The sequence below is a fragment of the Rhodococcus sp. ENV425 genome (genome assembly GCF_002887785.1).
Taxonomy (GTDB): Bacteria; Actinomycetota; Actinomycetes; order Mycobacteriales; family Mycobacteriaceae; genus Rhodococcus; species Rhodococcus aetherivorans.
Genome location: NZ_PCZU01000241.1, coordinates 42332 through 56527, shown reverse-complemented (window position 1 = coordinate 56527; position 14196 = coordinate 42332). Strand labels below are relative to the sequence as shown.

The window sequence follows — 14196 nt, the reverse complement described above, 5'->3', positions numbered from 1 at the left end:
CCCGCCAGCAACCAGTCCGCGAGGCTTACGTCCTCGAAGCGCTGGGTGCTGCGGCCGAGCCGTTCCGCGGCCCGTCGCGCCCAGCGCGCCTCGCGCAGTTTGTCGGGCCCGCGCGCGGGATCGGTGAACGGCTCGCTCGAGCCGCACGTCAACCCCTGCGGAAGGTTGTTCGACCAGGAGTCGAGAGCCTCCGCCCGGGCGGGGACCACTCCGACGAGGCCCCCCTCGCCCCGGGCGAGCAGCAGGGTCAGCCCGATGTCGCGGGCCAGCCCGGACACGTCCGTTTCGACGGCATCGAGCAGCGAGTTCGCCCGGAACACCCATCGGCGGTTGTCGTAGTCGGGTGCGGCGGACAAGGCCAGCATCCGCATATCGGGCTCGGGGCCGAACCGCAGCATCTCGAGCTGGTCCAGGACGGTGTCGGAATCGGCCGGATCGCCCGACGCCAGCGCCCGCACCAGTGCGGCGTGCCGCGCGCGGTTCTCGATGGTGGCGCGCTGGCGGGTGCGTTCGATCGTGTTGAGCAGCCTCAGCGACACCTCGACGGCGGGCGCGGTGAGCGGATCGGTGAGTTCGTTGCTCTTGGACGCGAGGGCGAACCAGTAGTGCTGGCCGCCCGGCGAGATCGAGTGCGCGCTCACCGACCATCGGCCCACCCGGAACAGCAGCCGGCCGTCCCGGCCGCGCAGCTGATTGCGGATCAGGTGCACCGGTGCGCCACCCGCCGAGGCCACGACGTCGCCGACCTCGTTGTAGAGGACCACGCTGCTGCGGAGCAGCCCGGCGAGCCGGGCCACGAGGTCGGCCTCCGGGGACTCGGCCGTCATCGCCTCGAGCAGGTGGTTCTGCATCTGCAGCGTGCGGCGCAGCAGCATCGAGTCCTGCGCCTGCGCCGCGGCGTTGACGCGTCCGACCACCTCCATGAACGGCAGTTCCGGCGGGATCGCCACCACGGCGAACCGATGGCGCTCGGCCTCGTCGAGCAGGGGCCGGGGGACGTCGTCGGTGATCACCCCGACGCCGTACCCGAGCGCGGCGATGCCGGACCCCACGAGCTCGCGGATCAGTTCGCGATAGGCCTGCTGCGGGTGCTCGTGGCCGGGGAAGCGCGAGCCGGTGGTGAGCATCATCGACCCCGGCCGCAGCCATCGGGTCGGGTTCTCGATCTCGATCGGGTGCGCGCCGGTGATTCCCACGTTGGGGTCGGCATCGGTCGCCAGCCGGAGCCCGAGGTCGGGTTCGAGCAGCAGGTCGACGAGCCGGAAACGGTCCGGAAGCATGCCCGACATCTTTCTCCCATGGGTGTGAAGATCTCCAACGATTCGGGGAACTCGATTCACTTTCTCCAATTGATGGCCCCGCGACCAGGCCGAATACTGAGTTCCACCCGACCCAGGAGTATGACGATGATCACATCCCGCAATCCCCACCTGCGCGTCGCCGTGGACGTCGGAGGCACCTTCACGGACGTGTGCATCTTCGACGAGAGCGCATCGACCACCCGCATCGCGAAGGTTCCCTCGACCCCGGACGATCCCATGCGCGCCGTGATCGACGGTGTGCGCACCGCGGGCATCGACCTGACCGAGGTGACCCTGTTCTCCCACGGCACCACCGTCGCGACCAACGCGCTCATCACCCGCAACTTCCCGCCCGCGGCCCTCGTCACCACCCGCGGGTTCCGCGACGTGCTCGAGATCCGCGACGGCACCAAGGACGAGTTGTGGGACACGTACGTCGACGTCGGCACCCCCTACATCCGCCGCCGTGATCGGTACGAGGTCACCGAACGCATCGACTACGCCGGCGAGGTCGTCACCCCGCTCGACGAGTCGGAGGTCCGGGAGATCGCCCGCATCCTGCGCCGCAAGAACATCAAGACCGTCGCGGTGTGCCTGATCAACAGCTACGTCAACAGCGCACACGAGCAGCGCGTGCGGGCACTGCTCGAGGCCGAGCTGCCCGACGTCACCGTCTCGACCTCCAGCGAGATCCTCCCCGAGATCTTCGAGTACGACCGCGCCTCCACCACCGTCGCCAACGCCGTGCTCGCACCCCTGGTCAGCGGGTATGTCAATCGGCTCGAAGCGCAGCTGCGCACCGACGGATACGACGGCGACCTGCTCCTGCTCCATTCCGGCGGGGGCTCGATGACCCCCGCGATGGTGGAGAAGTATCCCGTCCGGCTCGCCGCCTCCGGCATCGCCGCCGGCGCGATCGCCGTGGCCGACATCGCCACCCGCTGCGGATACCCCAACGCGATCGGCCTGGACATGGGCGGTACCAGCACCGACATCTCGCTCGTCTACGACGGCGAGGTCCGCACCACCAAGCAGTGGCAGGTCGAGTACGGCTTCCCCATCTCCTTCCCCAGCATCGAGGTGCTCACCATCGGCGCCGGCGGCGGATCGCTGGCCTGGCTCGACGAGGCAGGCTCGCTGCGCAACGGGCCGCAGTCGGCCGGCGCCTCCCCCGGACCCGCCTGCTACCTGCGCGGCGGCACCGAGCCGACGAACACCGACGCCAACGTGCTGCTCGGCCGCCTGGGCACCACCCTCATCGGCGGCGGCCTCACCCTGGACGTGGCGGCCGCGGAGAACGCGATCAAGCAGAGCGTGGCCGGACCGCTCGGTCTCGACGCCGACACCGCGGCCGGCAACATCATCCAGGTGGCCAACGCCAACATGGCGGATGCGGTGCGGCTGTTGTCCATTCGGCGCGGCTACGATCCGCGCGACTTCGTCCTCGTCGTCTGCGGCGGCGCGGGCGCCCTGCACGGCGCGGCCCTCGCGAAGGAACTGTCCATTCCGACCGTCGTGGTGCCGCCCCATCCGGGCATCACCTCGGCGCAGGGGTGCCTGCTCGTCGACATCCGGCACGACCTGTCGGCCATGTTCCAGGGCCGCGTCGACGAGGTCGACACCACCGCGCTCGAGCGCGAATTCCTGCGGCTCGAGCAGGAGGGCACGCAGCGTCTCCGCCACGAGGGGGTCGAACCCGAACGGATGGTCCTCGATCGTCATATCAGCATGCGCTACGCGGGGCAGTGGCGTTCGCTCACCGTCGCGGCCGGCAGCGGCCCCGGCTTCCTCGCGGAGGCCGTCGAGCGGTTCCACGAGGAGCACGAACGGGACTACTCGTTCCGGCGCGACGACACGCCCGTGGAGATCTACCAGATCGGGCTGCGCGCGGTGGGCACCACGCCGAAGCCGAACTTCCCGCGCACCTCCGAACCCACCACCGCGGAGCCGGCGCCCGTCGAGCGGCGCAACGTCTACTTCGACGAGGCGCGCGGCCGGCTCGACACCCCCGTCTTCGACCGCGACACACTGGAATTCGGTACGCGCATCCCCGGCCCGGCCGTGATCACCCAGCTCGACTCCACCACCGTCGTCCCCCCGGGGACCACCGCCACGATCGACGAGTGGGCGAACATCCGCATCGACATCCAGGAGACCCGATGACCACCACGTCCCCCACCCTCGATCCGGTCACCTTCGAGGTCCTCAAGAACGCGTTCGCCACCTCGGTCGACCTGATGTCCGAGCAGATCCTGCGCACCTGCTACTCGTTCGTCATCTACTCGCGGGACTTCTCCTCCGCGCTCTGCGACGCCGAGGGCAACACCGTGATGCAGGGCAGCCAGGACATCGCGGTCCACGTGGGCACCCTCCACTTCCAGTGCAAGGCCGTGCTCGAGGAATTCGGCTCCGACATCAACCCCGGCGACATCTTCATGGTCAACGACCCCTACCGGGGCGGCACCCACCTCAACGACGTCAGCTTCGTCCGGCCCATCTTCGCCGACGGCGTCCTCATCGCCTTCGCGCAGAACAAGGGCCACTGGGCCGACATCGGCGGCAGCGTCCCCGGGTCGTTCGACGTGACCGCCACCGAGCATTTCGGTGAGGGCCTGCGGATCACCCCGGTCCGGGTGTGGCACGAGGGCCGATTCCTGGCGGACGTCGCGAAACTGCTCGTCGCGAACACCCGGTCGCCGGAGATCAGCATGGGCGACCTGCACGCCCAGGCGGAGGCCACGGGCGTGTGTGAACGCGAAATCCACCGACTCGTCGACAAATACGGGCGCGGCACCGTCACCGACGCGATGCGCGAGGTCCAGGACTACGTCGAGCGCATCGTGCGCAGCCGGGTCGCCGACCTGCCGGACGGCACGTGGACCACCGAGGACTACCTCGACTCCGATCCCGCCCGGCCCGAGGGGCTCGTCCCGATCCGCGTCACCATGACGATCGAGGGCGACCAGCTCAGCTACGACCTGACCGGCAGCGCACCGGCGGTCGCCAGCTTCCTCAACAGCGGCTACGGCACCGCGTTCTCCGGGATCGTGGCGGGCACCAAGTCGTTCTTCCCCGACGTGCCGCTGAACTCGGGCCTGTACAACGCGATCCGCACCGACCTCGGACCGGAGGGCACCGTCGTCAACGCGGGCTGGCCGCACGCGGTGACCGGGTTCTGCTCCGGTCCCTACGAGAAGATCATGAACGCGATCTTCGAACTGTGGTCGAAGGTCGTGCCCTCCCGCGCCATCGCGTGCTCGTTCAACCTCGAGTACCTGCTCGTCGGCGGCCGCGACGCCCGCACCGACGACCGGCCGTTCTTCATGTGGTACGACTGGATGGCCGGCGGCTGGGGCGGACGCAGCTCGAAGGACGGATCGAGCGCCACCGCACCGGTGTTCGGTATCGGCCTGGCCGTGCAGCCGTGCGAGGGACAGGAACGCCTCACCCCCGTGCTGACCAGCGAGCACGCCATCATCACCGATTCCGGTGGACCCGGGGAATACCGCGGCGGGTGCGGCCTGTCCAAGGGCGGCATCCTCACCGACAGCGACAGCAGCGTGATGTCGTACTGCTGTGACCGTTCCCGCTCGGTCACCTGGGGCATCGAGGGCGGCCTGCCGTCCATCCCGCACGGTGTGTGGCTCAACCGCGGCACCCCCGAGGAGCGCTTCCTCGGGTCCGTGTTCTCGAATGTGCCCGTCCAGTCCGGAGATTCGTTCGAGCGGCCGTCGGCGGGCGGTGGTGGCTACGGGGATCCGCTGCAGCGGGACCCGGACGCCGTGCTCGAGGACGTGATCGACGGATATGTCTCCGTCGAGCGCGCCGCCCTGGACTACGGCGTCGTCGTCGTGCCGGTGGACCCCGAGATCGACCGCTACGAGCTCGACCACGACGCCACCGAGCGCGTCCGCGAGGAGATCCGCGTGTCGCGCAAGGGCTGGCTCGACGAGGACCCCGAAGCCGTCGCCGCCCGCTACCGCAGCGGTGAGCTGTCCATGCTCGACCTCGTGCGCCGCTACGGCGTGATCGTCGACTGGGGTACCGGCGAGCTGCTGCCCACCACCACCGCCCAGTTCCGCGATCTGCTGCGGACCCGCTCCGTCGCGCACTGGTCCTGAAGCCCGTGCGGGGCAGTGTCACCGCTGCCCCGCAACGGGTTTCGCGCTCTCCACCCTCCCTCGAAGCTCCCCTGCCGAACCTCCCGCCCCCGGTGCCGCGGGCGGTCGTGCGCCCCTGCGCCGGTTCGGATTCCCTCCCCCCGAGAGGCGACCCCATGTCCGATCACCTCACCGAATCTGCTCCCGGATCCCCCGCGGAGCGGGAAATCGTGCCCGAATCCGGGCGTCTGTCCCGCTGGTCGCTGACGATGGCCTGGTGGGCCATGTTCAGCGCCATGTTCTGGCTCTACATCGCGGTTGCCTCGGCCGGCGCGGTCGGGGTACCGGCCACCCTCGCCGGGATGGCTGCCTCGATCGCCACCTTCGGCGTCGTCAATCTGGTGCTCTCCCGCTATGCGATCCACACCGGCCTGTCGGTCGAGCTGCTGTCCCGGCGCATGTTCGGCGCCGTCGGCTCACTGCTCGCCCCGGCGCTGTTCGCGGCCACCGCGCTCTACTACGGGGTCTTCGAGGGTTCCATCGTCGCCGTGGCTCTGCAGGAGTACTTCGGCGGCGACATCAGGCTGTGGTACCTGCTCTGCACGGTGTACATGATTCCCGTGGTGATCGGGGGTGTCGCCGCGTGGCTCGACAAGCTCAACGGGATCCTGCTGCCGTTCTATCTCGTCGGCATGGTCGCCGTCGTGGTGGCCGCGACCGTGCGCCAGGGCTACCCCACCGGATGGCTCACCGCCACGGTGGCATCGGGTCCGCTTCCGGGCTGGCTCACCGCCTACCTCGTCTACATGGGCGTCTGGGTGCTGATGATGTACACCTTCGACTACGCGAGGCTCGGTCGCCGCACCGACGCCGCCTTCCACGGCACCGTCACCTTCGGCTGGGTGTTCTATGCGCTGACCTTCGGTGTGAACGGGCTCGTCGGCCTCTATCTCCTCGGCGCCTGGGACATCGCCGGAACCGAGACCGGCGTGGTCGAGGCGGTCGTCGGCTCCCTCGGCTTCGCGGGGGTGCTGCTGATCATCGTGTCCCAGACCCGCATCAACTCGGCCAACTTCTATCTCGCCTCCACCAACCTCCAGGTGTTCGTCCACCGGGCACTGCGCATCGACGTGCCCCGAGCGGTGTGGGTGGTGGTCACCGCCGTGCTCGCATACCTGCTCATGCTCACCGACGTGCTGGGGTACCTGCTGCAGGCCCTCGCCTGGCAGGGCGTGCTGATCACCGCCTGGGTGGCGATCGCGGTGGTCTACGTGCTGCGGGATCGGGGCCACGCCATGCCCCGCACCGCGTCCGGTGGGGCGCTGGCGTGGCTGATCTCCTCGGTCGCCGGCATCGCGCTCACCGTGCAGGAGGTCAGCGCGACGTGGGCGCAGCTCGCCCCGGTGGTGACGGTGCTGCTGGCCGCGGGCAGCTACGTGCTGCTCACCCCGCGGGTGACGGATCGTGCGCCCTCGGAACCCGAGGCGGCGCAGGGACCCGAAACGTCGCAGGCACCCGAGGCGGCGCCGGATGAGGCGCAGCCGGTCTGAATCCGGCGGACAATCGCCCCGACGGCGGGTGTGACCCACGATTGTGTACATCACGGACATGTCGTGGGTCACATCACGGCCATAGTGTTCTCCCATCCGAGCGACAGCGCCGCCGTAACGCCGGAACCGGCACACGACGGCGGCCGCACATCAGGTCTCGAAGGGAGTGCCGTGCATACCGATCCACCGGCCGAAAGGTCCGACACCCTGGGCCACGCGCTGAAGAAGCGCCATCTCACCATGCTGTCCATGGGAGGGGTGATCGGGGCCGGGTTCTTCGTGGGGATCAGCGCGATCATCGGTCAGGCCGGCCCCGGCGCCATCCTCACCTGCCTGATCTGTGGGCTCATCGTCTTCCTGGTCATGCGCATGCTCGGGGAGATGGCCGTCGCCAAGCCCTGCACCGGCTCGTTCACCGAATACGCCCGCGACGCCATGGGCAACTGGGCAGGCTTCGCCACCGGCTGGCTGTTCTGGTACTTCTGGGTGGTCGTCGTCGGGATCGAGGCCGTGGTCGGGGCCACCCTGCTCGGCCGCTGGCTCCCCGGCGTGCCGCTGTGGCTGATGGCCGCCGGCCTGCTGCTGATCATGACCGTCGTGAACCTGTTGTCGGTCGGCAACTTCGGCGAGGCCGAGTACTGGTTCGCCGGGATCAAGGTCGCGGTGATCATCGCGTTCCTCGTCCTGGCCGGTCTCTACGTGCTGGGCGTCTGGCCCGGGGCCGAGCTGTCCTTCGGCAACCTGACCGCACACGGCGGCTTCCTGCCCCACGGCTTCACCCCCGTCATGGTCGGGGTGGTCGCCGTCATCTTCTCGATGACGGGGGCCGAGCTCGTCACGATCGCCGCGGCCGAGTCGAAGGAGCCGGCCGCGGCGATCCGCCGCGCCACCAGCACCGTCGTGTTCCGGATCCTGGCGTTCTTCGTCGGCGCGACGTTCCTGCTCGTGACCATGCTGCCGTGGGACAGCTATGTCGTCGGCGAATCCCCGTTCGTGGCCGCCCTCGACGTCCTGGGCATCCCCGGGGCCGCCGAGATCCTCAACTTCGTGGTGCTGGTCGCCGTGCTCTCGTGCCTGAACTCCGGGCTCTACACCGCCTCGCGCATGCTGTTCGTGCTCGGTGCCCACCGCGACGCACCCGCGTGGATGACGGCCGTCAACTCCCGCGGTGTCCCGCTGAAGGGCGTGCTGTCGTGCACGTTCGTCGGATACGTGTGCATCGTTGCGGCCTACGTCTGGCCCGACACGATCTTCCTGTACCTGGTCACGTCGTCCGGTGCGATCTGCCTGTTCGTGTACATCATGATCTGCCTGTCGGAGCTGGTGCTGCGCCGCCGCTGGGAACGCACGTCGCCGGAGATCCTGCAGTTCCGGGTGTGGCTCTACCCGGTCCTGCCGGTCGTCGTCACGGCGGTCATCGTCGCGATCCTCGTCGGCATGTGGTTCACCGGCGCCCGCGCCGAACTGGTGCAGTCGCTGATCGCGCTCGCGGTCATCGTCGCCGCGTACCACCTCAAGACCCGGTACCTGCGCCGGCGCGGGGGCGAACGGGCCACCCCGCCGGGGGAGAGGGCGCTGGCCCGGGCGATGCACGTCGACGCGGAGCCGCGACCCGGCGGGCCGCAGCCCGCCCCCTCGGGCAATCCGGCCCACTGACGATCCGCTCCGCGCCGCCGGCTGCAACGACAGCCGGCGGCGCGGTGTTGTGCTCGGAGGACAACACCCCGTCGGAACTCGAGCCCGCGAGGCCGTAGTCGGGACGTGATCCCCGTCACTACCGTTGTGGTCAGCCGAAGAGAAAAGGACCGACGGTAGTGACGATCGAATATCTGGTGTGGCACCGCGAATCGGACCGGCCCTGCGTGCGGGACGACGACCGGGAACTCACCTACGCCGAATTTGCCCGCAGAGTCGACGGTTTCGCGGCGCAACTCCAGCAGCACGGGATCGCTGCGGGTGACGTCGTCGCGGTGATGCTGCCGAACCGGGCCGAACTCCTCGTCGCCCTCATGGCGGCGTGGCGGCTGGGTGCGACGGCCACCCCCGTCAATCCCGCGTTCACCGCGACCGAGGCCGAGTACCAGATCGACGATGCGGGAGCCGTACTCGTCCTGGGCGCCGGTCCCGACACCCCGTCGGGCGGCCGCCCGCTGATCCACGTGGACGACATGGCTACCGCCCCGCCGGCCGGATGGTCGGCCGGCGCCGATCCCCGTCCCGACGACACCGCCCTGCTGATCTACACCTCCGGCTCGACCGGCCGCCCGAAGGGCGTGCAGCTCGCCCACGCGAACCTGCAGTTCATGGCCGACTCGTTCCGCACGCACCTGCAGCTGACCGAGGCCGACCACTGCCTACTGATCCTGCCGCTGTTCCACGTCAACGCGATCGCGGTCAGCTTCCTGGCGCCGATCCTGGCCGGGGCGCAGCTCAGCATCACCGGCAGGTTCTCCCCGGCCCGGTTCTTCGACGACGTGGCACGGCTGCGGCCGACCTACTTCTCGGCCGTGCCCACCATCTACGCCCTGCTAGTCTCCCAGCCGCTGGACACCCCGGTGGACACCTCGTCGCTGCGCTTCGCGATCTGCGGCGCGGCCCCGATCTCGAAGGAACTTCTCGATCGGGTCGAGCAGCGCTTCGGCCTGGTCGTGGTCGAGGGCTACGGGCTCACCGAGGGCACCTGCGCGTCGGCGTGCAACCCGATCGACGGCCCCCGCAAGCTCGGCACCGTCGGCCCCGCGCTGCCCGGCCAGCAGATCGCCATCGCCGGACCCGACGGGCGGCACCTGCCGGCCGGGGCCACCGGCGAGGTGCTCATCAAGGGGCCCAACGTGATGCGCGGCTATCTCGGCCGACCCGAGGAGACCGCCCGCACCGTCGTCGACGGCTGGTTGCACACCGGCGACGTCGGCCGGCTCGACGAGGACGGATACCTCACCCTCGTCGACCGCATCAAGGACATGATCATCCGCGGCGGGGAGAACCTGTATCCCAAGGAGATCGAGAACGCCCTGGCCACGCACCCCGCGGTCCTCGAGTCCGCCGTGATCGGCGCGCCGCACGAGGTGTACGGCGAGGTTCCCGTCGCGTACGTCGTGACCTATCCCGAGCGGACCGTCACCGACTCCGAACTGCTCGCCCACCTCTCCGAGCGGCTGACGAGGGTCAAGGTGCCCGCCGAGGTGCACGTCGTCGCCGCCCTGCCGCGCAACCCCGTCGGCAAGATCGACAAACCCGGCCTGCGGCGCAGCCACGGTGCTCCCGTGCACGCCTGACCGCTCCCGAGGACACCACAAGCTCCACCCCGACTCGCCGGCCCCGGGCCGGTGGGGCGGCAACCCCTACCCGAAAGGCGAATTCCCATGGGTTTCAAGACCGGCCACTTCCCGGAAGTGGACCCCGCCACGTTCCGCGACCTCCCGTTCCGGGATCGGTTGCGGGCCATGTCGACCCACTGGGTCGACTACGGATTCGGCACGCCGAAAATGGTGCACACCGTCTACATCCTCAAGCTGCTGTTCCTCTACATCGGCGCCGGCACCGCCCTGGCGACGCTGACCTCGGGCCTGTCGTGGCTCGACGTCTCGTCGTGGTGGAACCAGCCGATCGTCTACCAGAAGCTGATCCTGTGGACCGTGCTGCTCGAGGCGCTCGGTCTCGCCGGGTCGTGGGGTCCGCTCGCCGGGCACTTCAAGCCGATGACCGGTGGCTTCCGGTACTGGCTCAAGCCCGAGACGATCCGGCTCCCACCGTGGCCGGGCAAGGTGCCCGGCACGTCCGGTGACCGCCGCACCGTCGGCGACGTGGCGCTCTACGCCCTTTTGCTCGCCAATCTGATTGTCGCCGTCGTTCTTCCGGGTGTGCATTCCGCCTCCGTCGACGCGCTCGTCGCCGACAACGCCGGCCTCGTCCGCCCCGCGGTCGTGGCGCCGCTGATCGTGCTGCTGATCGTGATCGGCCTGCGGGACAAGGTCATCTTCATCGCCGCCCGCAGCGAGCAGTACCTGCCGGCGATGGTGTTCTTCACCTTCCTGCCCTTCGTCGACATGATCGTGGCCCTCAAGCTGCTCATCGTCACCGTCTGGGTCGGCGCCGGCGTCTCCAAGTTCGGCCGCCACTTCGCCATGGTGGTCCCCCCGATGATCAGCAACACCCCGTGGATGCTGTCCAAGCGGGTCAAGCGCATGCACTACCGCAGCTTCCCGAACGACCTGCGGCCCTCGCACCTCGGCAGCGGCGTCGCCCACGTCCTCGGCACGTTCGTCGAGATCGTCACCCCGCTGGTGCTGCTGTTCTCCACCAACCGCACGCTCACGCTGCTCGCGGTGCTGCTGATGGTGGCGTTCCACTTCTTCATCGCCTCGACGTTCCCGCTCGCGGTGCCGCTGGAATGGAACCTGCTGTTCGCCTACGCCACGGTCTTCCTGTTCTGGGGCTTCCCCGCCTGGGACGGCTACGCCGTGACCGACATGTCGTCGCTGTGGCTGGCGGGCGCGATCACCGCCGCGCTGTGCTTCTTCCCGGTCCTCGGCAACCTGCGCCCCGACCTGGTCTCGTTCCTGCCGTCGATGCGGCAGTACGCCGGCAACTGGGCCTCGGCCACTTGGGCGTTCGCCCCGGGTGCGGAGGAGAAGCTGAACCGGCACATCGTGCGGGCCGCCGAGAACACCCGCACCCAGCTGCTCGCGACCTACCCCGCCGACGTCGCGGACGTCGTGATGCACCAGCTCCTGGGCTGGCGGTCCATGCACAGCCAGGGCCGGGCGCTGATCTCCCTGATGATGCGCCACCTCGGGGACGACATCGACACCTACGACCTGCGCGAGGCCGAGTTCTCCTGCAACTCGATCGTCGCCTTCAACTTCGGTGACGGGCACCTGCACAACGAGCACCTGATCGCCGCGATCCAGCGGCGCTGCAACTTCGCGCCCGGCGAGTTCGTCGTCGCCTGGATCGAATCCCAGCCGATCCACAAGGGCACCCAGGAATACAAGGTGATCGACGCGGCCCTCGGCGTGATCGAACGCGGCACCTACAGGGTCGCCGATGCCGTCGCCGAGCAGCCCTGGTTGCCCAACGGGCCCATCCCGTTCGACGTGCAGTGGACAATGGACCGCGAGGGCGCCCACCGGGCAGCCGCACAGCGGGAGGTCACAGCGTGAGTACGGCGGTCGTGGTCGGTAGCGGACCCAACGGGCTCGCTGCCGCCGTCCACCTCGCCCGCAGCGGCGTGGACGTCCAGGTTCTCGAGGCAGCCGACGAGATCGGTGGCGGCACCCGCTCCGGCGAGCTCACCGTCCCCGGCCTGGTCCACGACCACTGCTCCGCCTTCCACCCCATGGGCGCCGGCTCCCCCTACCTGCAGACCCTCGGCCTCGATCGCTACGGGCTGCGGTGGCGGTGGCCGGAGATCGACTGCGCCCATCCCCTCGACGGGAGCGAGGCCGCCCTGCTGCACCGATCCCTCGACGTCACCGCGGCCGGCCTCGGCGAGGACGGTCCGCGGTGGCGGCGGATGTTCGCCGACCTCGCAACCGGGTTCGACGGGCTCGCCGCGGACCTGATGCGGCCGGTGCTCAACGTCCCGCGGCACCCGCTGCGGCTGGCGGCGTTCGGGCCCCGGGCCCTGCTGCCCGCCACGGCCTCGGCCCGCTGGTTCCGCACCCCCAAGGGACGTGCCCTGTTCGGCGGGGTCGCCGCTCACGCCTACCACCGGCTGGACCGGCCCGCCACGTCCGCCGTGGGTCTGATGATCACCGCCGCCGGCCATCGCTACGGGTGGCCGGTGGCGGAGGGCGGCTCCGCCGCGATCGCGCGGGCACTGACCGCGCAGCTCGCGGAGCACGGCGGCAAGGTGCACACCGGGGTCCGGGTCCGCCGTGCCGCGGATCTGCCGCCCGCGGACGTCGTGCTCCTCGACGTCGCCCCCGAGGCCGCCCTCGGCATCCTGGGCGACGCGGTACCCGCGCGGATCGCCAAGGCCTACCGCAGGTTCCGCCACGCTCCCGGCGCCTTCAAGGTCGACTTCGCGATCGACGGTCCCGTTCCGTGGGCCGACCCGGAATGCGGGAAGGCCGGCACCGTCCACCTCGGCGGCGAGTTCGCCGAGATCGCCCGGGCCGAACGGGACGTCGCGACGGGACGCATGCCGGAGCGGCCGTTCGTACTGCTCGGCCAGCAGTACGTCGCCGACCCGACCCGCTCCCGCGGCTCCGTGCATCCGCTCTACGCGTACGCCCACGTCCCGGCCGGCTACACCGGCGACGCGACGGACGCGATCGTCGCCCAGATCGAGCGGTTCGCCCCGGGGTTCCGGGACCGCATCGTCGCCACCGCGGTCCCCGCGCCCGCCGACCTCGCGCGACAGAACCCCAACCAGGTCGGCGGTGACATCATCGGCGGCGCCAACGCCGACCTGCAGGTGGTGTTCCGGCCGCGAATTGCGCTGGACCCCTACAGCACCGGGGTTCCCGGGGTCTACCTGTGCTCGGCCTCGACCCCGCCCGGGGCGGGCGCGCACGGGATGTGCGGCTACAACGCCGCGGAATCGGCGCTGCGGCACCTGCGGAGCGCCGGCCGTGGCTGAGCCGGTGGTCTCGGGGCGGTCGACGGGCGCACCGTCGGCCGCCGACGAGGTTCAGCGCGTCGTCGCCGAGGTCGCGCGCCGGTTCGACGCCCGCCAGCGGGAGATCACCCGTTCCATGACCGCGATGATGGCGCGGGAGATCGCTCACCTCGACGAGGATCCGCATCTCGTCGAGCTGCTCGAGGCGAGCGTGCACGGCAACATCGCGACGATCATCCACGTGCTCACCAACGAGATCCCCGCCGAACACCTCCAACCCACCACGGCGGCAGTGGAATATGCGTTGCGGCTGGCGCAGCGCGACGTGCCGTCGCACTCGCTCGTCCGTGCGTACCACATGGGACAGAACGACCTCATGCGGCTGTGCTTCGACGAGGTGCGGTCGATGAACCTCCCGCCGCAGGTGACACTCGACGTCATCGAGCACATCTCCGCGGTGGTCTACCGGTACATCGACTGGATCACCCTGTACGTGTTCGACGCGTACGAGAAGGAACGGCGCCGGTGGTCGGCCGTGCGCGGCAACGTGCACTCCGCCCTCATCCACGGCCTCGTCGACGGATCCGAAACCGACGTCGCGGCGTTCGAGGCGGAGACCCGGTACCGGCTCGACCGCTGTCATGTCGGGGTGATCGTCTGGACGACAACCGAATCCGCGG

The 14196-nt window shown here is 69.8% G+C and carries 8 protein-coding genes and 1 pseudogene; 8 read left to right on the top strand and 1 reads right to left on the bottom strand.

Features of this window, described 5'->3' with window-relative positions; all coding sequences use genetic code 11:
• The coding region (locus CQZ88_RS21050) for a PucR family transcriptional regulator ligand-binding domain-containing protein (protein ID WP_374703833.1) at positions 1-1280 on the bottom strand (1280 nt) is incomplete at its 3' end.
• A 120-nt stretch (positions 1281-1400) separates the two neighbouring features.
• Here CQZ88_RS21050 and CQZ88_RS21045 point away from each other — a divergent pair.
• The 8 genes and pseudogenes from CQZ88_RS21045 to CQZ88_RS31475 form a co-directional block, all read left to right on the top strand.
• Positions 1401-3464, top strand: coding sequence for a hydantoinase/oxoprolinase family protein (locus CQZ88_RS21045; RefSeq protein ID WP_029546737.1), 2064 nt, complete (start codon positions 1401-1403; stop codon positions 3462-3464).
• A complete protein-coding gene (locus tag CQZ88_RS21040) occupies positions 3461-5422 on the top strand; it encodes a hydantoinase B/oxoprolinase family protein (RefSeq protein ID WP_102800243.1) in 1962 nt (653 codons plus the stop codon). Before CQZ88_RS21045 ends, CQZ88_RS21040 begins: the two co-directional genes overlap by 4 nt.
• Positions 5423-5577: 155 nt before the next feature.
• On the top strand, positions 5578-6951 hold the full coding sequence (locus CQZ88_RS21035; protein WP_102800242.1) for a cytosine permease: 1374 nt from the start codon (positions 5578-5580) through the stop codon (positions 6949-6951).
• Between the two features lie 171 nt (positions 6952-7122).
• Positions 7123-8607 (top strand): amino acid permease, encoded by a 1485-nt coding sequence (locus CQZ88_RS21030; RefSeq protein ID WP_043800986.1) that lies wholly within the window; start codon positions 7123-7125, stop codon positions 8605-8607.
• A 158-nt stretch (positions 8608-8765) separates the two neighbouring features.
• Positions 8766-10226, top strand: a complete 1461-nt coding sequence (locus CQZ88_RS21025) for a class I adenylate-forming enzyme family protein (protein WP_102800241.1) — start codon at positions 8766-8768, stop codon at positions 10224-10226.
• 87 nt (positions 10227-10313) lie between these two features.
• Positions 10314-12113, top strand: a complete 1800-nt coding sequence (locus CQZ88_RS21020) for a DUF3556 domain-containing protein (RefSeq protein ID WP_006932179.1) — start codon at positions 10314-10316, stop codon at positions 12111-12113.
• Entirely contained in the window at positions 12110-13537 is a 1428-nt protein-coding gene (locus CQZ88_RS21015; protein ID WP_102800240.1) for an NAD(P)/FAD-dependent oxidoreductase, read from the top strand. The genes CQZ88_RS21020 and CQZ88_RS21015 overlap by 4 nt, the downstream gene beginning before the upstream one ends.
• Positions 13530-14196: pseudogene (locus tag CQZ88_RS31475) on the top strand (PucR family transcriptional regulator); the annotation flags it as partial. The gene CQZ88_RS21015 and the pseudogene CQZ88_RS31475, both read left to right, overlap by 8 nt.